The sequence below is a fragment of the Leptospira kemamanensis genome (assembly GCF_004769665.1).
Taxonomy (GTDB): Bacteria; Spirochaetota; Leptospiria; order Leptospirales; family Leptospiraceae; genus Leptospira_A; species Leptospira_A kemamanensis.
Genome location: NZ_RQGG01000032.1, coordinates 145291 through 171899, shown reverse-complemented (window position 1 = coordinate 171899; position 26609 = coordinate 145291). Strand labels below are relative to the sequence as shown.

At 39.8% G+C, this 26609-nt stretch carries 23 protein-coding genes; 10 read left to right on the top strand and 13 right to left on the bottom strand.

Annotated features, from left to right (window positions below; genetic code table 11):
• Positions 1-12: 12 nt before the first annotated feature.
• The 6 genes from EHQ59_RS10960 to EHQ59_RS10935 all read right to left on the bottom strand — a co-directional run bounded on the left by EHQ59_RS10960 (position 13) and on the right by EHQ59_RS10935 (position 6531).
• Entirely contained in the window at positions 13-1593 is a 1581-nt protein-coding gene (locus EHQ59_RS10960) for a TPM domain-containing protein (RefSeq protein WP_208652373.1), read from the bottom strand.
• 130 nt (positions 1594-1723) lie between these two features.
• Positions 1724-2539, bottom strand: coding sequence for a carboxypeptidase-like regulatory domain-containing protein (locus EHQ59_RS10955; RefSeq protein ID WP_135619690.1), 816 nt, complete (start codon positions 2537-2539; stop codon positions 1724-1726).
• Between the two features lie 244 nt (positions 2540-2783).
• Complete coding sequence (locus EHQ59_RS10950; RefSeq protein ID WP_135619689.1) at positions 2784-3638, bottom strand: hypothetical protein; 855 nt, start codon at positions 3636-3638, stop codon at positions 2784-2786.
• Between the two features lie 295 nt (positions 3639-3933).
• Positions 3934-4740 carry an Ig-like domain-containing domain gene (locus tag EHQ59_RS10945; RefSeq protein WP_135619688.1) on the bottom strand — a complete coding sequence of 269 codons (807 nt, stop codon included), beginning with the start codon at positions 4738-4740 and terminating at the stop codon, positions 3934-3936.
• A gap of 105 nt (positions 4741-4845) precedes the next feature.
• Entirely contained in the window at positions 4846-5562 is a 717-nt protein-coding gene (locus EHQ59_RS10940) for a hypothetical protein (RefSeq protein WP_244245495.1), read from the bottom strand.
• Positions 5563-5709: 147 nt separating this feature from the next.
• Positions 5710-6531: an LA_0442/LA_0875 N-terminal domain-containing protein gene (locus EHQ59_RS10935; RefSeq protein WP_135619686.1), complete on the bottom strand. Its 822-nt coding sequence runs from the start codon at positions 6529-6531 to the stop codon at positions 5710-5712.
• 294 nt (positions 6532-6825) lie between these two features.
• Between EHQ59_RS10935 and eat the strand changes: the two genes are divergently transcribed.
• On the top strand, positions 6826-8124 hold the full coding sequence (gene eat, locus EHQ59_RS10930; protein ID WP_425270140.1) for an ethanolamine permease: 1299 nt from the start codon (positions 6826-6828) through the stop codon (positions 8122-8124).
• 4 nt (positions 8125-8128) lie between these two features.
• Here eat and EHQ59_RS10925 read toward each other — a convergent pair whose 3' ends face one another.
• Genes EHQ59_RS10925 through EHQ59_RS10910 form a run of 4 tightly spaced genes read right to left on the bottom strand, consistent with a single transcriptional unit; the run spans position 8129 to position 13691 of the window.
• A complete protein-coding gene (locus EHQ59_RS10925) occupies positions 8129-10204 on the bottom strand; it encodes an adenylate/guanylate cyclase domain-containing protein (RefSeq protein ID WP_135619685.1) in 2076 nt (691 codons plus the stop codon).
• Complete coding sequence (locus tag EHQ59_RS10920; RefSeq protein WP_244245522.1) at positions 10205-11755, bottom strand: FMN-binding glutamate synthase family protein; 1551 nt, start codon at positions 11753-11755, stop codon at positions 10205-10207.
• A gap of 41 nt (positions 11756-11796) precedes the next feature.
• Complete coding sequence (locus EHQ59_RS10915) at positions 11797-12195, bottom strand: response regulator (RefSeq protein WP_135619683.1); 399 nt, start codon at positions 12193-12195, stop codon at positions 11797-11799.
• Positions 12192-13691, bottom strand: a complete 1500-nt coding sequence (locus tag EHQ59_RS10910) for a sensor histidine kinase (protein ID WP_135619682.1) — start codon at positions 13689-13691, stop codon at positions 12192-12194. Before EHQ59_RS10910 ends, EHQ59_RS10915 begins: the two co-directional genes overlap by 4 nt.
• 154 nt (positions 13692-13845) lie before the next feature.
• Between EHQ59_RS10910 and EHQ59_RS10905 the strand changes: the two genes are divergently transcribed.
• Positions 13846-14202 carry a single-stranded DNA-binding protein gene (locus tag EHQ59_RS10905; protein ID WP_135619681.1) on the top strand — a complete coding sequence of 119 codons (357 nt, stop codon included), beginning with the start codon at positions 13846-13848 and terminating at the stop codon, positions 14200-14202.
• A 51-nt stretch (positions 14203-14253) separates the two neighbouring features.
• On the opposite strand, the gene EHQ59_RS10900 is transcribed toward EHQ59_RS10905, so the two are convergent.
• A complete protein-coding gene (locus EHQ59_RS10900; RefSeq protein ID WP_135619680.1) occupies positions 14254-15327 on the bottom strand; it encodes a hypothetical protein in 1074 nt (357 codons plus the stop codon).
• Positions 15328-15378: 51 nt separating this feature from the next.
• Positions 15379-15885: a DUF3332 family protein gene (locus tag EHQ59_RS10895; RefSeq protein WP_135619679.1), complete on the bottom strand. Its 507-nt coding sequence runs from the start codon at positions 15883-15885 to the stop codon at positions 15379-15381.
• A 132-nt stretch (positions 15886-16017) separates the two neighbouring features.
• Between EHQ59_RS10895 and EHQ59_RS10890 the strand changes: the two genes are divergently transcribed.
• The 7 genes from EHQ59_RS10890 to EHQ59_RS10860 all read left to right on the top strand — a co-directional run bounded on the left by EHQ59_RS10890 (position 16018) and on the right by EHQ59_RS10860 (position 21805).
• On the top strand, positions 16018-17484 hold the full coding sequence (locus tag EHQ59_RS10890) for an MBOAT family O-acyltransferase (protein WP_135619678.1): 1467 nt from the start codon (positions 16018-16020) through the stop codon (positions 17482-17484).
• A 110-nt stretch (positions 17485-17594) separates the two neighbouring features.
• Positions 17595-17879: a PilZ domain-containing protein gene (locus EHQ59_RS10885; RefSeq protein WP_244245494.1), complete on the top strand. Its 285-nt coding sequence runs from the start codon at positions 17595-17597 to the stop codon at positions 17877-17879.
• Positions 17876-18568 carry a Rossmann-fold NAD(P)-binding domain-containing protein gene (locus tag EHQ59_RS10880; protein WP_135619676.1) on the top strand — a complete coding sequence of 231 codons (693 nt, stop codon included), beginning with the start codon at positions 17876-17878 and terminating at the stop codon, positions 18566-18568. Before EHQ59_RS10885 ends, EHQ59_RS10880 begins: the two co-directional genes overlap by 4 nt.
• Positions 18565-19317, top strand: coding sequence for a lysophospholipid acyltransferase family protein (locus tag EHQ59_RS10875; protein ID WP_135619675.1), 753 nt, complete (start codon positions 18565-18567; stop codon positions 19315-19317). Before EHQ59_RS10880 ends, EHQ59_RS10875 begins: the two co-directional genes overlap by 4 nt.
• Before the next feature lie 10 nt (positions 19318-19327).
• Positions 19328-20494, top strand: a complete 1167-nt coding sequence (gene metK / locus EHQ59_RS10870) for a methionine adenosyltransferase (protein ID WP_135619674.1) — start codon at positions 19328-19330, stop codon at positions 20492-20494.
• Positions 20495-20496: 2 nt separating this feature from the next.
• The gene (locus tag EHQ59_RS10865; RefSeq protein ID WP_135619673.1) at positions 20497-21462 is read left to right on the top strand and encodes a transketolase family protein; all 966 of its coding nucleotides are present in this window, start codon (positions 20497-20499) and stop codon (positions 21460-21462) included.
• A 16-nt stretch (positions 21463-21478) separates the two neighbouring features.
• Positions 21479-21805, top strand: a complete 327-nt coding sequence (locus EHQ59_RS10860; RefSeq protein WP_135619672.1) for an ATP-dependent Clp protease adaptor ClpS — start codon at positions 21479-21481, stop codon at positions 21803-21805.
• A gap of 86 nt (positions 21806-21891) precedes the next feature.
• On the opposite strand, the gene EHQ59_RS10855 is transcribed toward EHQ59_RS10860, so the two are convergent.
• Positions 21892-22770, bottom strand: coding sequence for a glycogen-binding domain-containing protein (locus EHQ59_RS10855; protein ID WP_135620010.1), 879 nt, complete (start codon positions 22768-22770; stop codon positions 21892-21894).
• Between the two features lie 155 nt (positions 22771-22925).
• Between EHQ59_RS10855 and EHQ59_RS10845 the strand changes: the two genes are divergently transcribed.
• The gene (locus tag EHQ59_RS10845; protein ID WP_135619671.1) at positions 22926-26606 is read left to right on the top strand and encodes a tetratricopeptide repeat protein; all 3681 of its coding nucleotides are present in this window, start codon (positions 22926-22928) and stop codon (positions 26604-26606) included.
• Positions 26607-26609 lie beyond the last annotated feature (3 nt).

The following is a 26609-nucleotide window of genomic DNA, read 5'->3' as shown; positions in this document are numbered from 1 at the left end:
AGAAACTCCTTTTCAGTAACTTCCCCCACTCCCACCACCACCAGAAGAACCTCCGCCAAAACTTCCACCACCACCACCTCCGCCGCCACCTCCGGAACCAGAACTACTTTTTTGTTTTTTGGGAATGGTTTCGTATTCAGTGACATGGTGTTTGCAGTGCGCACAATTGCGCCTCACTTCCACTTTCCCCGAACTGCTGTAAGTTGCTTCTGAAAGCACACGGCTGGATTTACAGACGAAGGTTTCAAATTTACACTCGGGGCAAACTTTGATTTTGGGAAAGGATGTTCCTTTGTAAATGTATTCGGGACTAATGTTTCGGAATTTGAAGATTGCATGGTTTCTGCAACTTCCACAAACCCAAACATCATAATCGACTGAGTTTACAATTTCTTCTGAAATTTGTCCTTGCGATAAATGTTTGTTATCTGCTTCTTCTGAAAGTTTGGTCATCGTGTTCCCACAATGTTTGCAAGTTCTTGGGATATTGCGAATTGCTTGTAACCTTGCTTTGAGTTTTTGCATGCGGTGGTCACCGAAAAAGAGAAAATACACCACAATGCTTCCGATGATGAGAAAAATCGAAACGGGAAATAATGCCTCTCCTAAGTATAGGGATAGGGCAGTGATCAGAATGATTAAGGGACTGATCACAAGTCCATAGTAGAGAAAAAAATCTGTTTTGTGAACGATATGGTACTTCGCTGTGGGAGAGGGTGTGATCCAAACGAGTAATCGTTGTAAGACGTTCAGAAGTAAAAAGATTCCTATGTAACCTAAAATAAATGTGGATTTGAAGTGAAAGGATTCTTCTCTTTCGAGACGTTCCCCTTCGGCAATTTTTTCATTGAGGAGTCTCGATTCTTCATCATTTAAAAAGAAATTAGGTGTGGTGTTGTATGTTTCAATGGTTTGGTCTAGGATTTGTTTTTCTTCCAAACTAAGATCGGTATACGCTTTGCCCTGGTAATCATACACATTTGTTCGTTTCACTTCATTGGATACTGTTGCATCATAAGGAAGAGAAGTGGCATCAGAAATATAGTTTGATTCGGAGACATCTGTGACTAAGTCCTCTACAGCAATTTCGGGGTGATTGTACTTGTTGATGAGAGCCGCCACGGTATCGGCATGACCTTTTTGAAAATTGTCTGCTTTGAAAGAAGGGATCGTATAGGTATCGATGATTCTTTTCACAGTCGCATCAGGTAGATCACCCTCCAAACCGTATCCAATTTCGATTTCCACTCTTCTTTGGTCGATGATATGTAGAATCAGAATCCCATTATCCTTTTCCTTTTTTCCGATTTTCCAATGATTAAACAGAGCAACGGCAAAGTCTTTTGGCACATAACTTCCAATGGTGGGAAGAGTCACCACGGCAATCTCCATCCCGGAAGCAGCTTCTTCTGTGTTGATCATTTGATCGATGACGGATGTGTCGGTTAGGACTCCTGCGCTGTCTTCCACCCAACTATTGCGAAATGTTTTTGGATTGGGAACTTTTTCCACAAGGGAGTCGAGCGACTCTTCATTCGATTCCGAACATTGCACAGTGAAGAGAAGTAAGAAGGCAAAGCAAAGGAGAACCATGGAACGAAATAGGGCGCTAAAATGCGATGGGTAAAATGGAGTGAGAGGATCTCTGAAACGAGCAGGTGTCAAACAAGTCACGATCCCAAGAACTTACTAGAGTTCTTGGAACTTGTCAAGTATGAGTTAGTCATTGGATGGAACAAGGGGAAATACAGGTGAAAATAATGGTTCTCGGTGTGAGAGGTAGTCCCGTGACAGAGCCAAGGATGCCTGGTCCTAAGTTGATTGTATAGGTCGTAGTTTGAGAGGTATAACCGGAAACATTAAAACTAAACGAGCTACCTTCTGAAGAATAATCGCTCATTGTTAAGGAAGGTGATATGGAAATATTCTGACTGAGCCATGTCGCTTCTTGCCCATTTTCTGGAAATTGAGGTTCTTCCGAGAATTCAAAATAAAAATTGTTGGGAGAAGTTGGTTCACTTCGATTATGAAAAGGCTCAGAATAAGTGAGTTCAAAAAAACTAGGTTGGTTTCCTTCTTCATAAACAAAAAAACTCGAAACTTCGACGGCTTCGTAATCGTCTTTGATCTCGGTCACCCGGATGTCCACAGGGGAGGTGACGGATAGGGTAAACGTAAAATAAAGAGAACCATCGTTTTTTACAGCAAAGGTTGTGGTTCCGGAAGCAAGTCGGATAAAAAATCGGCCAGCATCATCGGTTGTGACTGTTGTATCTAGTCCATCTAGCTCGTTCGAACGGCTTATCACTGTTAGTTCAGCAGAAGGAACTGTTGATCCATCTTGATTTCGAATTTGTCCAGTAAGAGATAAGGCAAAGGGAGCTTGTTGCGTGAGACCTAATAGGGATAGACCTGGGAAGAGAGAGTTTTCTTCGGTGGGTTCTGCGAAAACATATTTTTGTAAAATAGGATTGTAATAACAATTGTTGGAAAAGAAGACCAAACAGACCAAGAGGAAAAAAATAGGGGCTCGTTTCATTTCACTTGTTCATCATCGATCGTGCCAAAATGATGAGAATTAAATTGTCACAGTGTGAAAAAATCAAGTCAAGGAAAAAAGAATCGTATTTCTAAAGAGAAGTATCGTGTTTTTGGTAAGTTTGGTATTCTGATTAGTAGAAATTTCGAATATATGCACATTCTTTACTCTAAAATCTACTTAGAAAAAATTTTAGTTATCTTTTGGTCCTCTTTGACTCCGCTAATTTCTTATGATTGGGATTTTAGAATCCACAATTCACATTTGGCTCCATACAAAAGACAATCGTTCTTGGTGTCAGATTTTTACCAGAAGCAGACTTGATACCAGATCCAAACGTGACGGAATATAAGGTATCGCTTCCAAATGGGAAAGCATACCCGAGTTGCCTTATGTTGCCGCTCGTCAGTTCTGAGTTGATGGCTTCCAAGTTAATGAGTGGTGTCACTGTGATATTCGATGCCACCCAACTTTCCACAGCCCCTTCTTCCACGGGAATAGACTCTGGCTCTTCGCTAAATACTAAATATAAGTAATTTACATTAAAAGCATTTTGGTTATGTAAATTCACTTCTACAGGTGGATCATCCCCTTGGATCGTAAAGACACGAACCAATTCAAAAAAGTTAGGTGGTGAACTGGCGCTGTAGGTAATTAAGTTTGAAATTTCGAGTCCAGTTGGTGCACCACTTGTCTCAGCTGAGATAGATGTACTACTCGAAACATTTAAGATCAGAGTGAAGTATAAAGAGCCATTTTGGAATACTTGGTAACTACTTCTACCGAATTGATAGGGAACATAAAATCTTCCGCCCGCATCCGTCGTGTAAGGTGAGCTTGACTTGGATAGGAAGGAGGCGGTGTTTGGAGTGAGTCCAAGACCTACCATTGCCACTCCATTTCCGTCACGAATTTGACTTGTGATGAGTAAGTCTGATGACCCGAAACCGAGACCCAAAAGTCCTAAAAATGAATTTTGATTCGTTTCCTCCACTGGATTGAGAATTCCATTCACAATGGGGTTGTAGTAACAATTCGTCATAGCAAACAAAATACTCAAAAAGACTGCCATGAGATTGATTTGAATCTTTTGTTTCATCGTGTTTCTCCAGAAGTTGAGGAAAGATTTGCGAAGGGAAAATTGACTCCGACAAAAAAGTCTTGGTATGATCATTTTAAGGGAGAAATTTCTATTTGGCAAGAAATTTATTGACTAATTGGATCGGGGAAAGTATGGGGGTGGGATGGAACAATACTTGGAAAAGATCACCAATTTTACACAATGCAAATATTAATAGAGATGCGTACATAGTTTTGAAAACAAAACAGAGTCTACTTTATAGTTCGATGATTTTGTTTTCAATACAATCTATAAAAGTAAGGTAACAGTTAAGTTAGAGTGAAAAATAAAAAGAATACCTGGCTGGCGTTAAAGATTTTCCAGAAGCTGATTTAATATTTGATGTAAAATCAATTGTATGTTGGGTGTTTGGCGTAAATCCTTCAGCACCTTCCATGATAATTTGATTTCCTGATACTGCAATATCATAATAATTTGATGATGGAGCAGGTGAGAAAATTACATGTGTTTGATTCCAGGTAGTAGCATCAACCTCTATGGAAGCAGGTGGTTCGTTAAACTCTAAGTAAATTGTTATGGGTGTTGATCCAAAGTTTGTTTGGTGTAAGGATATCTCTGATCCAGGATTAAAATATGCTCTTACCAGCTCAAAAAAATTCCCGACACCACTTGGATTGACAGTTCCGAGCCCTGTGATTTCAAGTGAAGGGCCACCACCATATGCGGAATAGGTGATGTCTGTTGGACTTGCTACCTTAAATGTAATTTCAAACAAATTGGATCCATTCTTATAAACAATAAAAGGTAAGTCGCCAGTTTGGTACGGGATATAAAACCTTCCACCTGCATCAGTTACAAATCCGGAAGATGTGGATTTGGACTGCGGAGCAAATTCTTTTCCTGGCACCAAAACAAGACCAACTTCTGCAACCCCATTTGCGTAACGTATCTGACCTGTTATCAATAAGGGTTGGCCAGACAAACCTAAAAGTCCCAGAAATGCATTGTTTTCCTCGGTTTCAGCAGGGTTTAGGAGGGAATTCATCACGGGGTTGTAATAACAATGGGAAAATAGGAAAAAGGAAAAATAAAAAATGATTTTTAATACATGTAATTTCATATTCTGTTTCCTCGGGAATTCTAAAATTATTTTTAATCCTGCAGTCTAAGATTTTATCTATAATTTATTTCATTCTAATTTTTTCGAAAATAATTAAATGAATTCTTATGGAGGATTTTCCTGGGTGAAAAAACGAATTGTTGTCGGTGTTACTGGCGTTCCTTTTGCCGAATAAATTCCAGGCCCAATTTCCATTGTATATTGGATATCAAAGACACTCACCATAGCCATGATTGTAAGTTGGTTGCCTGAGACAGCAGTAGAACCAAACGTTATGGATGAGGGAGTCACAATGACATTGTTGTTGATGATAGACTGCAATTCAGATAACTCCCAATTTGGTAAAGTATCTGAGAAATTCAGAATGATGTTTGGACCTGGGGTGTATGCAGTACCATTGTTTGCAGGTGTTGATGAAGTGAGATCAAAAAACAAGGGTTTGTTGTTGGGATCGTATGGTACGAGGTTTTCTACCACATATTCGGAAGAATCGTTTGCGGTGACAGTGATGAAACCTTGGCCATTTACATTCAATGTGAAGGTGAAAATGTTCTCCCCTAAATCTGTAACATGTATAGTAGTGTAGCCAAGTCCGATATTCATATAAAAGCGGCCCACGCTATCTATGATCCCTGAATTGTCTAAGCCAGCCTCGGTACTATCCGAAGCCGTAACCGTAAACTCTTTGTCCGTTAGCACTTCACCTGCACTATTTCGGATAATGCCTGAGATCGCAAAAGAACTCGGTTGTCTTCCGAGAGCGAGTAAAAGACCTCCTGGAAAAAGGCCCGCTTTTTCATCTCCCTCGATGATCGGATTCAAGAGATCATACACAACCGGATTGTAATAACAGTTCTGCAAGAGAAACAAAGGAAAAAGCAAAACGAAAAAAACCTTTATGATCGCAGAAACTGGTTTTGTTTGCATCAGTGAAAATTTGGTATTCATATTCAGTATTCTTCTTGAATCCTATTTTTTCTTTTTCAACGTTTCTAAGTCTTTTTCTAACTGTTCCAACTCGTATTTTTCTTCTGCTTCTTTCAACTCTTGTTCGGTTTTGATTTGTTCTACCGCTTCTTCTTTGATGCGTTTGATTTCAGAATCAGAAACCATTCGAAATCCACTGCCTTCGCAAACATCAACGACAATGGTTTTACGAGTGATGGTCACGGCAAATCCACCTAACAAAGTGATGGCCATGTCTGTCCAAGTGGATGTTTGTTTGATACGAACAGGACGGTTGTCTTTTGGAAGTAAGTCGTCCCAATTTGGTTCTTGGAAGCGAAGGGCACCAAACAACCAAAAGTATTCTGGGTATTCTTTAAAGGTTTGGCATTTTGCTGACTCAGGAGCCAAAGTGATCATGTTTCCATCAGCAACAGAGGTTAAAACAAAGGAATCTCGAATACTATGTGTCGCTACATTGCCTTCATGGATTTTCATACGATTTTCGGTTTCTTGTGCGGCAATTGATTCTCTACGTTTGCGAATCTCTTCTTGTTTCGCTGCGATTGCTTTTTCTTTTTCTTGTTTTCGTTTCTCTTCTTCTTCTTTTCTAATTTTTTCTTCTTCTGCTTCGGCAATATCTTTGTAGATGATTTTCAAAACCGATTTTTTAGAAATGACCATATGTTTGCCATTTTGTGTATCAACTTCGACAGAATCGACGTTTTGATTGGTGACAATGCCTTTAATCGATTTTCCTTGTTTTAACAAAATCGTTTGTACAGCTTGCAAAGGAAAGATAAGGAAGAGAGTGAGAATAAGGAATGTTAGTTTGTAGTTTCGCATGAGATGGATACCAAAAATCTAGGATTTGTCCTATATTGTTTAGAATGTTTCTCAATTGCAATTAAGAAATTCAGATGAAATACGAAATATCATGTCAAATTTGCTACATAATTTTGCCACAGAACGATTGTTCCATTGGTTTTGGACTGATTGCGGAAGGTAGAACACACTGTGTGATGTGAATCATTCAATGGATCATGTTTATTGTGAGGATGTGATGTATCTGAAGTAAGTGATGCATACGATCAGAAGAAAAAGGGACATAGAATAATTTCCGAAGAGAGGAGAGATAATATGATAGAAGAAGGACACAAATTACATAAGGCACTTCACTCGGTCCATCTTTGGGGAATGGCAGTGGGTCTTGTGATTTCCGGTGATTATTTTGGATGGAACTTCGGTTGGATGGAAGCAAGTTTTTGGGAATTTGGAATCGCCATCCTTTGGATTGCGATTTTTTATCTTATGTTTGCTCTTTGTTTTACAGAACTTGCCGCAAGTATTCCTCAAGCTGGTGGACCATCTGCTTATGCTAAAAAAGCTTTGGGAGATAACTTTGGATTTTTTACAGGTTATTTGGTGTTAGTTGAGTTTCTGTTGGCACCTCCCGCGATAGCTTCTGCACTCGGTGGTTACATTCATTTTTTATTCCCCATCATTCCTGCTTTTGGTGCCAGTATGGGAATGTTTATTTTGTTACTTCTCATCAATTTGACAGGGATCAAACAAACAGCCAGATTTGAATTACTTGTCACGATCGTTGCTGTTTTCGGATTATTGCTGTATTTGGTTTTACTTTTCCCATTTCTTTCTCAAAACCAAATTCCAAAACTTCCCTCGATGTCTTCGATATCGTTTTCTTCCATTTTACTTTCGATCCCCTTTGCGATTTGGTTTTTTTTAGCAGTGGAGGGTGTGGCGTTAGCAGCCGAAGAGGTGAAACATCCTGAAAAAGACATTCCCAAAGGATACATTGCAGGAATTATTACCTTATTAATTTTAGCAGGATTGATTTATGTTTTTACAGCATCAGTGATCCAAACACAAGAGGTTGCAAAATTAGAATACCCATTGTCTTTCGTTTTGCACAAGTTATACGGCGAAAATTCAATTTGGCCAATTTTGTTTACCTTTATTGGTTTATTTGGGCTTGTTGCTTCTTTGTTTGGGATCATTCTTGGGAATTCTCGATTGTTGTATGCGGTGAGTCAAAGTGGATATTTGCCTCGTTATCTCTCAAAATTAAATACTCGTACTATGGTTCCGCAAAATGCAGTCATCTCAGGTGGGGTTTTAGGGATTTTTTGTATGATATTTTTAGATACTTCCGAACTGATCTCCATATCAGCGTTAGGTGCCTGTGGGATGTATGTGATGAGTTTGATTTCGTATCTGGTTCTTAAGGAAAAAGAACCGAATATGTCTCGACCTTATCGTGCCCCTTTTTATCCTTATTTACCAATTCTTGCGATTCTCTTTGGACTGATTGCATTCGGATCGGTTTCCTATGCAGAACCACTCTTAACATTGGGGGTGATTGTTGTTGGGATAGTCTTTGGATTGGGTTACCAATGGGCAAAACAAACGAGGTGAAACTTTAACTGTGACCAGATTCTAATTTAGATCGTTCCAATGATTCTTTACATCGTTCCCAAAACAAACGAGATACGGAATCATCGGGATTTTTATCTAGGAGAGATGTAAATCCATCCATAGCCTCTTCAAAATCTTCTCTGCGATAAGCATCAAGTGCTAAGGTATAATCATCTTTGGTTTCGATTAACCGTTTTGCTTTATCTGGGTCATATCCATCTAATACTTCTACTACGAAAACCGATTCGGTTTTCCCTTTGATATTCACTCGGTCAAGTAAACGGTAATGAAAGCCCAAGGCATCAGAGGCTTCGATAAAAGTTTCAGCACTAATCACAATACGAGCAGAAAATAACTTGGTGATCCCTTCAATCCGAGAGGCTAAGTTCACTGCGTCAGAGATCACAGTTCCTTCCATCCGTTTGTGCTCTCCAAGAATTCCCAGAGTTAAATTACCTGTATGAATTCCAATACCCACTTCAATTGGAATATAACCACAGTTTGCTCGATGGCTATTGTAGATGCGAATGGCTTCTTGCATTTCCACGGCCGCTTTCACGGCATCATTGATATCATATGGAAAAAGTGCCATCACCGCATCACCAATGAATTTATCGATAAAACCATTATTATGGCGGATGATGGGTCCTACACGTTGTAAGTAACTATTCAAAAAATCAAAATTTTCTTTGGGTGTGAGTGTTTCCGAAAATTCCGTAAAGGATCGAATGTCCGCAAATAAAACGGTCATTCGTTTTTGGACTTGGTCCCCTAAGTCCACTTGTCGAATGTCATCTTTTCCTAAGTGGAACAAAAATTCAGTGGGAACAAAACGGCTAAAAGAAGAGCTAAATTGTTTTTGTTCTTCTGCAAATGCTAATGTTTTAATGATGTTTTGGCGGACAATCCTTCCAAAGGTGAATACTTGTAAAAAAACAAAAATGACAACTGTGGAAGGAGCGATATAGGCTGTGTGGATCAAGGCTTCCGCGTGTAACACATCGTTTGTGGCACCAACTAAAATTAGTGCAATTCCGAATAACAAAGGTTTGGATTCCATTCTTTGTTTTTTGTATGAACGAAACAAATAAAACAAAACAAACAATCCATTGAGCACAAAGGCAATCGGATAAAAAGAAGCAGTTTCTGTAAAATAAACTGGCGGAAGCAGTAAACCAAGTGTCAAAAGCGCAGATAAACCATAAAAGAGATTTCCAACTGTTTTCGAAAAATCAGCAGGGAAGATAGTATAAAAATAATGATACAATAATGGGGCAGACCAATACCAAGAAAGATACTCTAAACGAAGCAGTGTCGAGTAAGGAATATCTACAAATTCAAGAAGAATCCTTTCCCCAGTGGAAATGGTTCGTAACAAAACGGCTAACGAAAACAAAAATATACCAAGGGTTTGTTTGCCATCTCGGTTATAAAAATACATCACCAAAAAGAAAATTCCAACAAAAGCAAAAATCGAAGAAAGGATAGTTTCATTGATTTTATGTTTGGTGAGCCTTGATTCTGCCTTGGTGTAAGAGGATAAAACTATATCGTTCCAAATCCCACCCTTTCTATGCACATAATTGGCAACATACAAATCAATGGTGAGATTGGGTTTTTGTGGTAGGACAATGATGGTGGATCTCACCATGGGTACAAATTGTACGGTATTACTTGCTGGGATTCCTGATCCACCGTAGTACTTTCCATCGATATAAATCGCATAGGAAGTGTCTTGTTCGTGGACAGTAAGAGCCATCGTTTCTTGTAAATCGTTGGGTAACTGGACCTTCATTCGAAAGCTTGCATGGCCAAATCCAGGGAGTTTTCCATATTCCATGGAAAATCCATTCCAATGGTTGGGTAATTTGAAAACTGGATCGTTTTCCCGTTCGATGATATTTGTGGGAGAAGTGTTCCAATAAAATTTCCATTCCCCAAAGAGAGCCACATAAGGTTCTTCTTGGAAGGAATGATTTTTTAAATCGAGAAACCCGTTTTGTCCTTCCTTATTGATATTCCTTTCTTCGGACAAACAACTAAAGAGAAAGAATAAGGAAAGGAAAACGAGTTTTTTCATTTAGGCTTGTCGTTTGGGAAAAACGGTATAGTCCTGGAGTTTGGTAAACTTCACTTCGTCACGTTTGTATCCCAGTAATCCTTCGAGGGTTTGGTAACGGTTCATTCCCATACTGATTTCGATGTCTTGTCCTGTAAACTGGCCTGGGTGTTCGTATCCACAGGAATGTGCTAAACTCAAAAGTTCCTTCCGAAATCCTTGGATGTACTTCGCGGCGCGTTTGCCTTTTAGTCCTGGATCCACACCTCTTTGTAACCACCAGTTTTGTGTGGCAACACCTGCGGGACAATGGTCGGTATGGCATTTTTGTGCTTGGATACAACCAATCGATAACATGGCTTCCCTTGCGATATTGATGAGATCACATCCCATCGCGATGGCAACAACGGCCCGATCTGGAAATCCTAATTTGCCCGAACCAATCCAAACTATTTTTTCAGACAATCCTTCTTTTTGGAACAAAGTGTACACGCGTTGGAATCCAATTTTAAACGGCAAAGAAACGTGATCTGCATACGTTAAAGGTGCTGCTCCCGTTCCTCCTTCGCCACCATCAATGGTGATGAAATCGGGGCCTTGGGAAGTTCGTTTCATTTCTTCTGCGAGTTCTTGCCAAAACTCAATTTCACCCACAGCACTTTTGATGCCAACAGGCAGTCCTGTTCCATTTGCAATGGTTTCGATAAATTGAACCAGTTCTTTGACATTGGTGAACTCACTATGTGAGTTTGGCGAGATACAATCCTTTCCTTCTTCGACGTGACGAATGGCAGCGATTTCTGCATTTACTTTTTTAGCAGGAAGAATTCCACCTTTACCCGGTTTGGCGCCTTGTGATAATTTGATCTCAATCATTTTAACACAGGCATTTTTTCCCACTTTTTCTTTTAGTACATCTAAGTTAAATTTTCCAGAATGGTCGCGAGCTCCAAAATAACCCGTTCCAATTTGCCAAACAATGTCAGCACCTTCCATATGGTAATGGCTGAGTCCCCCCTCACCAGTGTTATGGTAAGCTCCTGAGTCTCTGGCGCCACGGTTTAAGGCAAGGACTGCATTTTTACCAAGGGATCCAAAAGACATCGCGGAGATGTTGACGATAGAATAGGGTCGGTAAGGAAATTTGCGGTGTGGACCAATAACCTTGAGGCAAGGGATACAACTTGGGTCACTGTTGTGGACATAGGATTTGGATTCTGGATAAGGGAAGGCCTTATGTTTGATAATGGGATAACCTGGTTCGTATTGGATCTCCGTCGTTCCAAAACCAAAATTATTATTTTGTCCTTTGGCAGTGGCATAAATCCAACTTCTTTCCGTTCGATCAAAGGGACGTTCTTCTTTGTCATTGGCAACCCAATACTGCCGAAGTTCGGGGCCAATCATTTCTAAAAAATACCGAAGCCTTCCTACAATCGGAAAGTTCCTTTGAATGGTGTGCTTTTTTTGTGAGATGTCTCGTATGAAAACAGACACAAAAAAAAGAAAGAGTCCAATCCAAGTGGCGGACATGGGATTTATTTCGATCCAATTCAGTATTTCATTCATCATTTGTGCGACCATTTCTATCTTCGAAGTAAGTTATTGACAAGCTAAGATTGTAAATGGGCCAAAGAATCCAAAAGTTTTTCTTTGGTAAAGGGTTTGAAAATATAACCAGCGACATAAGTTATTTTGGAAGCGCGTTCTGTATCCGCGTCATCCACAGAAGAACTTACTAAATAAATTTGGATCTGTTTGGGAAACTGAGAGAGAAGAGGTTCGATCGCTTCCAAAAATTGCCAACCGTCCATAAAGGGCATGTTGATGTCTAAAAATACAATGTCGGGGAGTGATTCTTTGGAATGTGTTTCTTTTTGAAAGAATTCTAATGCATTCTCTGCATCGGAAAAAATCAGGACTTCTCCTTTGATCCCAGCGTTTGAGATGATTTTTTTCGTTGTGAATTGATAAATTTTATCATCATCAATGATACAAATTTTGGGGCTCATGTTCTGTTTCCCCCATTCGGAAAGTGGAGTAAGAAGGTTGCTCCTTCGTTTGGTTTCGAATTCACATCCACCCGACCACCCAATGATTCCATCATGTATTTCATCAAAAACAAACCGAGTCCCTTCCCACTCATATGACGATGAAAAGTCTTCTTCATCTGAAAAATTTGGTCCCCATAACGAGATAAATCGATCCCCGTTCCGTTATCGGAAAAGGATATAGAGGTTTCCGAACCAACGCGAAAAGACTCTACGACAATGCGGAGGTCACGATTTGGGTCTGCAAATTGGAGGGAATTGCTGAAAAGTTGGATGAGAAGGGTTTCTAAATACTCTTTTGAGGCAAAAACACGCTCGTTTCCAGAAAGATTGGGTTCAATTTGAACCTTTCTTTTGTTTAACTCACCTTCCATGAGTTTTAAAACTTTGGAAAACACTTCCTGAATCGAAATCCATTCTGGTTGGTAGTTTTCTAAATTTTGAATTTTTAAAGTGGTGATGAGTTCCGAAAGAACCGTTTCTAAACTCTCTGTCACTTCTTCCAAATGCTTTTGTAACTCTACTTTTTCTTCTGTGGAATTTGTGAGTTTTAAAAGGTCCACCAAACTTCTTAAATTACTTACGGGGGCACGCAAGTGATGAGAGATAATTTGGTTATAAGATTGGAGTTGTTTGTTTTGGATGAGTAGAGAATTTTTGGTCGCTTTTAAGTGTTCGTTGTTTTCTAAAAGTAAGGTCTCGGTTTTTTTTCGTTCATCGATATCAATGATTTGGGCTAAGTAATACATCGGATTCCCATCATCATTTCGAAGCACCGTGACGGTAATGTAGGCCCAAACCAAATGTCCTTGTTTGTGCAAATATTGTTTTTCGATGGAATAATGATCAATCATTCCCTTTAAAACAGAATCACGGTAGCGAAAATTTTCTTCGAGTTCACCAGGTGAACTAATTTCGGAAAAATGTTTTCCTAAGAGTTCAAAGGTTTCATACCCTAAAAATTTCGCAAAGGATTCATTCACATCATCGATGTAACCTTGTGTGCTAGTCAATACGAGTCCAATCGGTGAATCTTTAAAAAGGGTTTTGAACTTTCGTTCGGACAAAGCTAAATTTGCATCGGATTCAATTTTTTCAGAGATATCTCTGGATGAGGTATGTAAGTACTGTTTGCCCGAACTTGGATGAGTGATGAGGCGGTTGTCACTTTGAAGCCAAATGTAGGATCCATTTTTGTGTAAAAATCGAAAGGTGGGATTGATATTGTTTGCACCACGCAAAAGTGGTTGGTGGGACCTTTCAAAGATCAATCGTCTATCATCTGGATGGAAAAAATCATACGGATTTTTACCGAGAAGTTCAGTGGGATCATAACCGATGATTGAGTTTGCATTGGGACTGACATAGAGATAGGTTCCATCGGTTTCATGTAAACATACCAATTCTCGGCTAATTGTCGTTAAGAGTTCTAATATTTCAGAATCAGCAAGGCCCACCCATAAATTCTGAATCTAAATAAATTGAATGTCTATCCTAAATATCAGATTTTTTTTCTTTTTCTGAACTGGGAGGATTCCAAATTTTTTTAACCAATCCTAAAGTTTTGAACCTATCATTCTGTGGCCATAAAACTGTAATAAGGAACTTCAAATGAAAAATCTATCGTACATCATTCTGGATGGAAATTTAACCGCTGACCCAGAAGAAAAATCAATTTCTGGTGGAAAGTCGCTCGCTCATTTCACTGTTGCGGTGAACCATTCACAATACTCACAAGATGCAAAGGACAAAGACGATGTTTCTTTTTTCGAAGTGGATGCCTGGGAAAAACTAGGGGAAAACTGCGTTGAATACTTAAAAAAGGGAAGTAAGGTCACGGTGATGGGGAATTTAAAACAGAATCGTTGGAAAACACCTGATGGGGAAAGCCGGTCCAAAGTCATTGTGACGGCAACGACAGTTCGCTTCGATGGAATGCGAGGGAAAAAAGAAGAGAAGGCCGCATAAACTCTTCCGGTTTGGGGTGAAGGAGAGTTTCCTTCCCCCAATGGATTTGAGTTAAGGAGTGGGAATCACTCTCTTTTTGTGTTTGGTATGTGTGGGTGAATCAAAGATCGAATGGCCGTCTTCTTTTTCAGCGTTCGCATTTTCTTTGGATTCGTCTGTTCGTTTTTCCTCTTTCGTTTCTTCTAACGAAGTTTGGCGATTTTGTTTTCCAACAGAGAGAATCCGAAAGTATCTAGGGGACGAAACCAAATTCCATTCTCTAAAAAAGAATTTTGTATACGAATGTCTTGGACCAAAACTTCCGTTGGTAGAATCAATTTTTGATTTGATATTAGATTTGAAGTCTATTTGTTCTTCTTTGCTGAGGTTTGGAAATTGAGCAATCTCTCCATTTACGTAACGATTCCTTAAGATATCCAATTCTCTGCGATTTCGATTTGTTACATCTTCGAAAAACTTTTGTTTGGCGCCAAAACAATTGCCACCATAGGATTCACAATTTGGTTCGAGATATGGATTTACATAGGTAAGTTCTAAATAAATGCTAATGTATTCACCAGGGGAAGGGACTTTTCCATCAAAGATTTCCAACACTTGTGGAACCGTATCACGGTCAGTGTATTGTCTTTCGATCGCTTCTCTTGTGACTCGAGTCTCCGGAGTTGTGCTATTCACTTTTACCGGTTTTTTAGATTCCCCTACAATCACTTTGTTTCGCATCACTTCTGTTTTCGTTTCCAAAATTTCATAGGCTTGGAAGTTTACAGGTTGTTTGGCGATGATTTCCCCTTTTTGGTTCAAGGCAACAATGTGGTGTTCGATGATGGTGCCGGCAATGATCTCTTCGATGATGCTAATCCCTGCATCTTCAAAAAACAAATCTAGTTGGATGAATGGTATTTTGTTTTCGGAAAATTCCACACTCACCCCAGGTTCTTGGGTTAAGGGTTTTTTGGATTCTTTTGCATCGAGGGAAGGATTGGCTTCTTGTTTGGTAATCATTTTGATGCGATTCAAATTGATTTGTTCCGATTGGGTGGGAAAATTGGGAACCATCACTTGTTTTGGTGTCTGGCACCTCCCAACAAAAAAGACAAGGACTAAACCAAAAAGAGTTCGCTTCATACTGATAGTATCGGCAAAGGATTGCCCCTAAAATTAGGGGCAATGGCGGGATTAGATCTGTTTTGCACTCATAGGAGGAAGGATGGGACCACTCACTTGTTGGATTTCCACATACTTTCCGTTGATCAAACGGTATGCTTTTTCTGGTTTTTCTTTTAAGAAATAAACAGACTCAACTCCCTTTGCAGTTGGAGCATCCATTCTTAATACTTTTCCCCACTCGGAGTAAGTAAGTGTGATGGTATGACCATTCTCTTTGTATTCTTTGACTAGTTTTCCATCAAAGTCATATTCAGCCATGGCGATTGGATTTCGGTCAGTCCAAAATTCGATTAGGTTGAAGATGAAGATGTCCAAAAAACTACCAAAACCATAAGCAATGTACAATGGGAAAATCATCAGCAAAGATCGAAAGAAACTTGCCATTTTCCCTGATCCAATTTGGATGCTTCCGTTAAAGGAATACACTGCTTTGATCGCACCAAATTTTCCAAAACAATTGGAAAGAAGACCAAAGGACAATAAACCGACGAGAGCTGTATTTAAAAATTTTTTCATTTTCTACCTCTTTACTTTTTTAGCTGAAAACTAGTGACCAATCCTACGTGAGAGGAAGAGGTTCTGCAAGTCGAAATGATTGACAATGCTAATTTTTCGATGATTCTGGTTTATACGTAGAAGGCGAAACCATTGATCTTTTCTGATTTTGAATATTTTGTCTTCTTTCTCTTTGTTTTTTTTACCGTTTGGTATCTTTTTCCTGCCATCTTCTCAAACGAAACCAAAGAAACTCGGATTTTACATATCTTCCTCCTCGTCAGTAGTTATTTTTTCTACATGTCTTGGGACTATCGTTTCGGGGCATTGATTTTACTTTCCACAGCCATTGACTTTTACGTGGGGATCAAACTTTCCAACGAAACGAGAGAGAAGGTTCGTTATTATTTATTGTTGTTTAGTTTGATCACAAACCTCGTATTCATACTAGGATTTTTTAAATACTATAATTTTGTTGTGACTTCGATGAACTCGGTCACCAATGTATTGTTTGGCGGTGAAATGCTGCCTGTTTTAAAAATCATATTGCCAGCCGGAATTTCCTTTTTTACCTTTCAGTCTTTGTCTTACACCATTGATGTGTATAGAAAAGAAATCCCTGCGGAAAAAGATTTTATTCGATTTGCTTTGTTTGTCAGTTTTTTCCCACAACTTGTAGCAGGTCCTATTGTAACAGCTCGTACGTTTATGCCTCAACTCTATAATCCCAAAAAATTGGAAGATATCGAGTTTCGAGTGGCAATTCGCTTTTTTATGTTAGGTTATTTTAAAAAAGCTGTGTTGTCGGATATGGTCGCACCAACTATCGATACCATTTACGCAAATCCCGGAGACCATCATGCCTATGCTTTGTTAATTGCAGCAGCTCTTGGGGGAATCCAAGTGTATTTGGATTTTAGTGGTTATTCCGACATGGCGATTGGAAGTGCCATGTTACTTGGTTATAAACTTCCTACGAATTTTAATTTGCCTTTTATAGCCACATCGGTTTCGGGTTTTTGGCGTCGTTGGCACATGACCTTAAATTCTTGGTTAAGAGATTATATTTATATTCCTATGGGTGGAAGTCGCGTAACATCGGTCAGGCGAAAATTCAATCTTTGGTTCACCATGTTTGTGAGTGGGGTTTGGCATGGAGCGCAGTGGACCTTTGTTTTTTGGGGTTCCTTAAACGGATTTTTTTATGTATTAGAAGAAGTATGGAAAGAATGGTTTCCGGACAAAAAGGAATCATCAGATTTCTCTCTATTTCGTTTCTTTCGGGTTCCTATTTGGTTATTTCAAAATATTCTCAATAACTCGATTTTCTTTTTAGGTGCTGTTTTTTTTCGTTCCCTCACTTGGGAAAATGCCTGGATCCATTTGAAGGGAATTTTCCTTTTCCAAGGGGGAAATTTACGCCCATACATGTGGAAAGATTTTCTTTGGATCATCGGATTTCTCACTCTCGGACATATTGTAGGGTATTTCCTCTTCGAAAAAGGAAAAGGGAAACAAATTCCTGCCAGTTTGGAATTTGCCATGTATCCGATCCTCTTTCTTGTCTTAAATTTAGCTACACCAGAAAATTCAGTTCCTTTTATCTACTTTCAATTCTGATTTGCTTTTTTCGTTTCCAATTCTAGGATTCCATGTAACTTGTTGCTATGGAAAGTGAGCGAAGGCTTCCCAGAATTTCCCCCGGTGATTTTTCCGAGTTCGAAGTCCATTTGGACCTGGAAGGAATTACTTTATTTGGAAAATTAGGAAACATTTCAGAAGAAGGCCTTTGTTTTTTGGGTGAGGATGACTTACTCAGTGATGAAATCGAGTCCCAAGTGTTAGGAAGTATCGTTTGGTCTAAAGGCACAAAACGATTGTTCTTTGAAGGCACCATCATGTGGACCCAAACTTCAAAAATCAAAAACGTAATTTACCATATTGCTGGAATTCAATTTTTAGAAAAAATCAATTTAACTGATTCAATGCTCGCAAGAAGTTTGGAGATCAAATGAAAATATTATTACTTGGTGGGACGGGTCTTGTCGGCAAACAAGTATTACTCTCACTTCTGTTTTACCCGCAGATCAAAAAGGTGATCGTTTGGGCGAGGCATTTTGAAACCACATCCAAATCCAATCTTCCTATTGAAGTGGTAAAAGCCACTTGGGAGGATTTTCAATCGGGTAAGGTCTCTGTTCCAAATGATATTGATGCAGTGTTTTGTTGTTTGGGAACAACGATTGGAAAAGCGGGAAGTCAGGAAAAATTTAGAGAAATTGATTTTGATTATCCTTTACTTGCTGCAAGACAAGCAAAAGAAAAAAAGATCCCAGGATTTTATATCATCACAGCAATGGGTTCCGATGCCAGTTCTTCCATTTTTTATAACCGAGTGAAAGGGGAATTGGAGAAGGAATTACAAAACCTACATTTCCCATTTTTAGGAATTTTTAGGCCATCCCTTCTCATTGGTGACAGACAAGAAGTTCGTATGGGTGAAAAAATTGGTGAGATCGTGGGATCCATCATCCCGTTTGGGTTTTTGGGTTTAAAAAAATACAAACCTATCCCGGCTGAGTATGTAGCCAAGTCGATGATCTATTCTTTGTTAAACGACAAACCGAAATCGGAACCAAATCCAGTTGTAAAAATTTATGAAAACGATATCCTATGGGAAATCGGTAAGGACCATTCTTTTTGATTCCAGATAACAAACAAAAACCCTATTCCAAAACCAAATACATCATCTTAAGTTTTGTTGTGCACTTCATCGTAAGAGTTTGGTATCTTTTTGTACGCAACCAAAAGTTTATCATTCCTGAAGAATCGGCAAAAGTGATCGAACAAGGTAGGGATTACATCATTGCCGTGTTCCATGAAACCACACTATCTTTGTATAGGCATGCCACACAGTATCTCAAACGAAAGAAAAAAGCCGATATGGTGGCTCTTGTTTCGCAATCCAAAGATGGCGAGATCATCCACCAAACTTTTGCTCGCTCAGGACTTCGTTCTGTGCGTGGTTCTTCCACAAGAGGGGGAACAGGTGCGTTTCGAAATATCTTAAAAGAAATGAAACAGGGTGCAGTTCCCATTTTCACTGTAGATGGGCCAAAAGGCCCAAGAAGAGAAGTGAAACCAGGGGTGATTGTCACTGCCTCCCTCACAGGATTTCCCATTTTATACCTTCATTCTTGTTATGATAGAGCCTATGTATTCAAAAGTTGGGACCGTCATTTTTTTCCTAAATTCGGAGCCCGACTTTTCATCCAATATGGGAAACCTTTTTCTGTTCCGAAAGGCCTCACCGAAAGCCAAATCGACGAATATGCAAAAAAACTAGAACAGGAAATGCAAGCCAATGCGGCCTCTCTAGAAACCTATGTGCGTGGACTCTTTCCTGACAATTCTATTGACGTACCACCTAAAAACGAAAGTTTAACCAAGTAAGGTAAAAAATATGTCCTCTCTTAAAAACTATATCTTCACTTCCGAGTCCGTATCCGAAGGACACCCAGACAAAGTCTGTGACCAAATTTCTGATGCCATTCTCGATGCGTATTTAGCCCAAGATCCAAAATCTCGTGTTGCTTGTGAAACTCTTGTGACCACAAACCTCGTTGTCATTGCGGGAGAAATCACTAGTAAAGGAAAAGTTGACACCCAAGAAATCGCTCGCGATGTGATTCGAAAAATTGGATACAACGACATCAATATGTACTTTGATGCTGACTTTGCAGTGGTTGCTTCTCACGTGCATGCCCAGTCTCCCGACATTGCCCAAGGGGTAAACGAAGGAGAAGGTCTTCATACAGAACAAGGTGCTGGTGACCAAGGTTTGATGTTTGGATTTGCGATTGCAGAAACTCCAGAACTTATGCCTGCTCCTTTGTATTATTCTCACAAACTTCTCGAACATCTATCCGAACTTCGCCACACAAACAAAATTGAATGGCTTCGTCCTGATGCAAAATCGCAAGTCACCATCCAATACGAAGATGGAAAACCAAAACGTGTTGATACAGTTGTGATTTCCACACAACACAAACCTGGTGTGACTCATAAACAAATCGAAGAAGCTGTGATCGAAGAGTGTATCAAAAAAATGATACCAAAAGAACTTCTTGTCAATACTCGTTATTTCATTAACCCAACTGGAAAATTTGAAATCGGTGGTCCACACGGTGATACTGGTCTCACAGGACGTAAAATCATCGTAGATACTTACGGTGGAATGGGTCGCCATGGTGGTGGAGCATTCTCTGGAAAGGATCCATCCAAAGTGGACCGTTCTGCGGCTTATATGGGCCGTTACATCGCGAAAAACGTTGTGGCAGCTGGTCTTGCTCACAAATGTGAAGTGCAATTGGCATATGCAATTGGTGTCGCACAACCTGTATCCGTTCTTGTCGATACATTTGGAACAGGAACCATTTCCGATGAAGAAATTGCAAAACGTGTTCTTGCCAACTTCAAACTCACTCCAAAAGGAATTGTAGAAGGTTTGGATCTCCTTGGAAAAGGAAGAAAATACCAAGAAACAGCTGCTTACGGTCACTTCGGTAGAACTGGTAGCACTTTCACTTGGGAAAAAACTGATAAAGCAGACGCTTTAAAAAAAGGATAATCATGGGAGCACCTAGCCAATCAACAGCGGACAAAAAAGCAACAAGAGATGCATACGGCGAAGCCTTAGTTGAGTTAGGTGCGTCTAGACAAGATGTGGTGGTTTTAGATGCGGACCTTTCTGGTTCCACTAAAACTGCTGACTTCAAAAAGAAGTATCCTGAACGATTTTTTAACGTAGGTGTCGCTGAACAAAACTTAGTTGGTCATGCGGCAGGCCTTGCCCTTTCTGGGTTTGTGCCTTTTGCTTCTAGTTTTGCTATGTTTTTATCTGGTCGTGCCTGGGAAGTCGTACGAAATAGTGTCGTTTATCCAAAGTTAAACGTAAAACTTGTAGCTTCTCACGGTGGTATCACTGTTGGAGAAGATGGTGCTTCTCACCAATGTATTGAAGACTTTGCGATTATGCGTGTCATTCCAGAAATGACTGTGATTTGCCCATCTGACTTCAATGAAACCAAACAAGTGATTCATGCCATCGCCGATTACAATGGCCCTGTGTATGTAAGAGTGGGAAGACCTGCCATTCCAGTCATCGAACGTGAAAACTACAAATTCCAAATTGGAAAAGCAGAAGTGATGTCAGAAGGAAAAGACGTTTGTATCATTGCCAATGGAGTGATGGTGAACGAAGCCATGTCTGCAGTAGGACTGCTCAAGGAAAAAGGAATCAGTGCCACTCTTCTTAATATGGCAACGATCAAACCTTTAGACAAAGAGACCATCATTGCAAAAGCAAAAGAATGTGGTGCGGTTGTGACTTGTGAAGAACACAATGTCATTGGTGGTCTAGGTTCTGCTGTCTCTGAACTTTTGTCGGAAGAATATCCAGTTCCTGTCATCAAAGTGGGAATGAAGGATAGTTTTGGAAAATCAGGTACTTGGAGTGGACTACTCGATTATTTTGGACTTCGTGCCAAAGATGTTGTTTCCCACGCGGAACTGGCAATTTCCAAAAAGAAAAAATAAGGGAACGGCTTCGGCAATGACCGGTTCCGGAGCATCCCAACCTTCTATCTTAGAAGAAACAGAAATCAAACCCCGCAAAAATAACGGTCCATGGAAGGTCGTTTTGTGGGATGATGATCACCACACCTATGAGTATGTGATCGAGATGCTCATGGATGTCTGCCAAATGACTTGGGAAAAAGCCTTCCAACACGCCGTCGAAGTGGACACTCGCAAAAAAACCATTGTTTTTTCTGGGGAATTAGAACACGCAGAGTTTATCCACGAACGAATCTTAGGTTATGGACCTGACCCTCGGATGAGTTCTTCCAAAGGATCGATGACGGCTACTTTAGAGCAGTAATACGACATCCTACTATAATTTTTTGACATTTATGTCATTGAACGCAAATTAGATGCTGTTTGGAATTTGAACTTAAAGTTAAATCCTCACATCTTCCTTTCTAACGCATAATTTCTTTCTGGAACGAGTAGTGACGAAACGGATTCATTGGTATCCACTTTGATGTTCGTTGTTGGATTGTAGGTATCTAACATCGTCTCACCATCCACGATGAATTGGTAATGGTATTCCCCTGGGAGTAATTTCTTCTCTAAGGTAAAAACACCCTTACGATCTTTTTTCAGAAAATCATGTTCTGGGTTCCAGTCATTGAAATTCCCAACCACACGAACTACTTCTGCATTTGGTAAATAAATTTGGAATTTGACGGTTCGTAGATCTCGTTCTTCGTTTGCAGAATCCTCTAAAACCATTGTTTTGGTTTGGCGGTCTGTGTCTTTGGAATCCAATATAAATCGGGAATAGTAGGAGCCAGATCCATCTTCCACCTTATCAAAGTTTTCTGGATCATAAGTGAGTAGTCCATTGACTCGAAATTTATATTCGTACACTGGATCTTCTTCGTAATTGTCTTTGATTTGGTTTGGTTCGATGACGGTATAATAAATTCCGTATTGGTTTCGTTTCATTTCGGAACATTCCCAATTGTTGAAACTACCACAAATTTCTACAGATTCATCTCGTAGGCCATTGTAAGTAAATAAAATTCCCCGGTGTAAGAGATTTCCACTGGAAACATAGGATTCCACATCTAGATAACGAATGTAACGTGGAGCGATGTTTTTTTTCAAACTTTCCAATTGCCAGAGGTAATACACAGTGTCCTGGTCTTCGGTTTCGTCGGACATTTCGAGTTCACCTGAGGAAAAACTCCCGATCCAATCCATCCCTTCGTCGGCAAAAATTCCAATACCTGTCAAAAAGAGTAAAATGAGGGCGATTCGGGTGAATTTGGATTGCAACATGATATGATCGTCTCGTAAGTCCTTTGTTTTTATTTTCGGCAGGATTGAAAAAAGAGAGTGAAAGGTTTTTTTCTCGGGGAACGATCTGACATAATAAAAAAAATATTCTGTCATTTTCAGAAGGGGCCGATAATTCATTAGGAATAGACCCTCACATGGCTGAGCCGAAAGATAAATTGAGTCCGGAAGAAATCACACAAATCGAGACGATGTTTTCGGCTCTCAATAAAAATCCTATGTCCTCGGAAGAACTCAACCCGATGGCAAAGGTACTCCGCGAGAAACTCGGTTATACCAATCCTTTCGCTGGCAATGAAGAGTCAGAACCTACAGACGAAGAGCCAAATGACGACCTTCCTGACGATTTTGGAGCAGGTGATGATGCCACAGGCGAAACTGCAGATCCATTTGCAGGCTTAGATGAGGACGACGATTTTGGACCACCCAAACTTTCGAGTAACCAACCGGAAGAAGACGATGGAATTGATTTAGATGAACTTTTAGGGGAAGATACTCCCAAACCAAAAGAAGAGCCCCAAGAAACATCCAATGATTTTGATGATTTTGGGATGGATTCTCCTACACCTGATGTAGCAGGGGAAGACGACCCTTTCGCTCCGACAGATAGCACAGACACAGGCGAAGCAGATCCTTTCGCAAACCTAGATTCCCCGGGGGACAGTGGTGGAGCAGATGATGACCCATTTGGCAATTTAGATGCCATCGACGAAGCTCCTATTGAAGAAACGAAGGCACCAGAAATTGGTGACGATCCATTTGCCAACTTAGGTGGCGACGACGATTCCACTCCGAAAACTACCGACGAAGACCTGTTTGCTGGTTTTGATTCTGGTGGAGACGAAACCCAAACAACTTCTGATGATTTTGACTTTGGGTCGGGAACAGAAACTCCCGCGGGTGACGATCCATTTGCGGAGTTGGGATCTACTCCAGCAGATACCGATGCCAGTGCTGGATTTGGGGATGACCCTTTTGCAAGTTTAGATACTCCCACTTCTGATGTTGGTGGTGGTGATGATCCATTTGGTGATTTATCCACTCCCGCATCTTCCAGCGAATCTTCGTTTGGTGACGATCCTTTTGCGGACATGGGATCTACACCTGCTGCATCCGATACTGGCGATGCTTTTGGTGATGATCCGTTTGGAAGTATGGACACTCCCACTCCTTCCTCAAGGGAAACAGAACCTGCCGATATTGGTGGTGGATTTGATGATCCGTTTGGTGACTTGGGTGTGGGAATGGAACCACCAAGTCTTGACGATGATTTAGCCGCTCCTTCTTTTGATGACTTGGCACCTTCCATTGATGACATGCCTGTCTCTTCCATGGACGACTTTGGTGGCAATGATGAAGGTCCTGGTGGATTTGAAGAAGACCTCATGTCACTTGGCAAAGAGGAAGAACCAGAAGAGTCTCTTGAATCCAGTTTAACGGATGAAGAACTTGCTGTCATCCAATCAGAACTACTTCGTTATCCACCAAAATTACGACGAACCATCATTGATGCAATCGTCAACCAACGCATTCCTGTACGGAATCAAAAAGAAATCATTGAGCTCATCAAAGCCCAACAAAAACCAGAAGACATTGCAAGTTTCTTAAGTGGTCTTCTTGGGGAACGAGTAGAACTTAGCGATTCGAGTGGAAGATTTGCGGCAGATGGAGTTCCCATCATTGCCAGTAAAGATGCATACACAAAAGAAGGTGCAGCACGTAAACGTGAGTTAGTTAGGCGAACCATATTATCTTCTGCTGCTGCTATCTTTTTAGTATTTGGTATTGTTACCTTATGGAAATATGTAATCGTTCCTTACCGTGCCAAGGCTCAATACGCACTTGGACTGGAAAAAATCGAAGAATATAGTTATGAAACAGATGCATTAGAAAAGAAAAAATTACTCGCTGATGCAGAGAATTATTTTATCAAAGGGGAAGAGATTTTCCCTCATAACTTAGAATTTTTGAACAAATATTGTACGGCTTACACCAAAGCAGGTTTGTATGAAAGAGCATTTGAAAAATGTTTTGGGAAAGTAGAACCGGATTTTGGTTATGAATCAGAAGACAAAGAACACAAACGTGCTTGGGAAAATCGAAAAGAAGTACCAAACATCAGTTTTGCGAAAAAAACAGAATGGAATGACGCCGGCGTAGAAACAGCTGGTCGTCGACCACTTGCTGAACTATCATTTTACTTAACCTCTCAAGATAAAGTACCAAGAAAGGTATTAAAAGCAGGTGCATATATTGCATCTCGTCTTAAATACAATGTACATGATATTGATACATACATTGCGTTAGGAAACTTCCACTCTTTTCATAGAAAAGACTTCATTGATGTTCCACCTGGAAGTAATCGCAAAAAATACAAAAACGATCATCTTGCAATTGAATATTACAAACGAGTGTTTACTGATGGGGGAGACCCTGACAATGTTGATGCCATTGCTGGTATTGCAAAAATTTTCTACAACAAACAAGAGTTTGGAACAGCTGTTAAATACTATAACGATATTATTGAAAAGTATCCTAAAAATCCAATTGGTCACGGTGGGATTTTATCTACTTATATTGAAATGTGGAAACGTGACAAAAACCCTCAATACGTTTTAAATCACCATAGACAAGTGCGAAATGCATTAAACATTGAAGACGAACTATCTCTATTTGTCTTAGCAAAACTTGCTTCCTTTTATATTGATTTGGATTCTGAAGAAGTCCGCATCAAATACAATATCAATCCGGAAGACCAAGTCACAGGAATGGAGATTGATGATAACGTAGAATACTTACTCAATATCGCTTATGGCAAAGATGGTGGTTCTAAATTTGCGGAAGGATATTACCAAAGAGCACGTTTTTATTTCAAAAAAGAAGAAGCTGCACGAGCTTTAAAACAATTAGAGCTCGCATCCACGTATGATGTCAGACATTATCTAGCAGTGTTGCTCATGGCTGAGTATTATATCCATACAGAAAATTATGATGAAGCAGTGAAACTCCTTCGTGAGTCAGATGATCGTTACCAAAACTATCGTGATCGATTAGGAGAACGAGATGAGGATGAAACCTTACTTGAAGGTAGTCCAGGAAGGATTTCGTTTAACTTAGGTAAAATTCAATTTTTAGAAGCAGCTGGGATTAACAAAACAGATAATATCCGTGAATTCCCAGGCAAAAAAATCTATCCAGAACGTAGCATTGGGACTCTTTCTTATGAAGAAAAAGAAAGACGAAATGGTCTTTTTATGGCACGTGAATCTTTCCTTGCTGCTCTTGATCGTGATATCTCCAAAGATCCAAAAATTGTAAGAGAGTGTTATTATTACTTAGGTTGGATTGATTACAATCATGGAGACTTTGCACAAAGTTTGGATTTCTGGGCAGAACTTCCAGAAGAAGATATTTATAATAATCCAACATTGTTATTTGGGAAAGGAAACGCATTTTATTACACAAGACAATACAATGCAGCACTTGGCAATTATCTGAAATTGAAGGATGATTTTGAACTCAAAGAACAAAGCCTAGGTCGCATTGACACGGAAAATTCCGACCATAGAGAAGTGTATGAAACTCTGACAGCTCTTTATAATAATATTGGGGCAGTATATGAGAAAAAACAAGATACCATCAATGCCTTGAAATACTATTGGAAAGCAATGGAAACTGCACGTAAAATTGGTTCTGTGAGTGAAATTGCAAACTCTAACAAGGATTTGGTGTTCGCACGTGCCAAACTAGACAGAGAACCACTCTTGGAAGACTGGCTTGCTCCAACACTCGATCGTTTGGCTCAGATCAAAAAATAAAAC

What these genes read in the sequence shown, in the direction of transcription:
- EHQ59_RS10960 (WP_208652373.1), bottom strand. Translation starts at nt 1,593, where the DNA reads ATGGTTCTCCTTTGCTTTGCCTTCTTACTTCTCTTCACTGTGCAATGT.
- EHQ59_RS10955 (WP_135619690.1), bottom strand. Translation starts at nt 2,539, where the DNA reads ATGAAACGAGCCCCTATTTTTTTCCTCTTGGTCTGTTTGGTCTTCTTT.
- EHQ59_RS10950 (WP_135619689.1), bottom strand. Translation starts at nt 3,638, where the DNA reads ATGAAACAAAAGATTCAAATCAATCTCATGGCAGTCTTTTTGAGTATT.
- EHQ59_RS10945 (WP_135619688.1), bottom strand. Translation starts at nt 4,740, where the DNA reads ATGAAATTACATGTATTAAAAATCATTTTTTATTTTTCCTTTTTCCTA.
- EHQ59_RS10935 (WP_135619686.1), bottom strand. Translation starts at nt 6,531, where the DNA reads ATGCGAAACTACAAACTAACATTCCTTATTCTCACTCTCTTCCTTATC.
- eat (WP_425270140.1), top strand. Translation starts at nt 6,826, where the DNA reads ATGATAGAAGAAGGACACAAATTACATAAGGCACTTCACTCGGTCCAT.
- EHQ59_RS10925 (WP_135619685.1), bottom strand. Translation starts at nt 10,204, where the DNA reads ATGAAAAAACTCGTTTTCCTTTCCTTATTCTTTCTCTTTAGTTGTTTG.
- EHQ59_RS10920 (WP_244245522.1), bottom strand. Translation starts at nt 11,755, where the DNA reads ATGATGAATGAAATACTGAATTGGATCGAAATAAATCCCATGTCCGCC.
- EHQ59_RS10915 (WP_135619683.1), bottom strand. Translation starts at nt 12,195, where the DNA reads ATGAGCCCCAAAATTTGTATCATTGATGATGATAAAATTTATCAATTC.
- EHQ59_RS10905 (WP_135619681.1), top strand. Translation starts at nt 13,846, where the DNA reads ATGAAAAATCTATCGTACATCATTCTGGATGGAAATTTAACCGCTGAC.
- EHQ59_RS10900 (WP_135619680.1), bottom strand. Translation starts at nt 15,327, where the DNA reads ATGAAGCGAACTCTTTTTGGTTTAGTCCTTGTCTTTTTTGTTGGGAGG.
- EHQ59_RS10895 (WP_135619679.1), bottom strand. Translation starts at nt 15,885, where the DNA reads ATGAAAAAATTTTTAAATACAGCTCTCGTCGGTTTATTGTCCTTTGGT.
- EHQ59_RS10880 (WP_135619676.1), top strand. Translation starts at nt 17,876, where the DNA reads ATGAAAATATTATTACTTGGTGGGACGGGTCTTGTCGGCAAACAAGTA.
- metK (WP_135619674.1), top strand. Translation starts at nt 19,328, where the DNA reads ATGTCCTCTCTTAAAAACTATATCTTCACTTCCGAGTCCGTATCCGAA.
- EHQ59_RS10865 (WP_135619673.1), top strand. Translation starts at nt 20,497, where the DNA reads ATGGGAGCACCTAGCCAATCAACAGCGGACAAAAAAGCAACAAGAGAT.
- EHQ59_RS10860 (WP_135619672.1), top strand. Translation starts at nt 21,479, where the DNA reads ATGACCGGTTCCGGAGCATCCCAACCTTCTATCTTAGAAGAAACAGAA.
- EHQ59_RS10855 (WP_135620010.1), bottom strand. Translation starts at nt 22,770, where the DNA reads ATGTTGCAATCCAAATTCACCCGAATCGCCCTCATTTTACTCTTTTTG.
- EHQ59_RS10845 (WP_135619671.1), top strand. Translation starts at nt 22,926, where the DNA reads ATGGCTGAGCCGAAAGATAAATTGAGTCCGGAAGAAATCACACAAATC.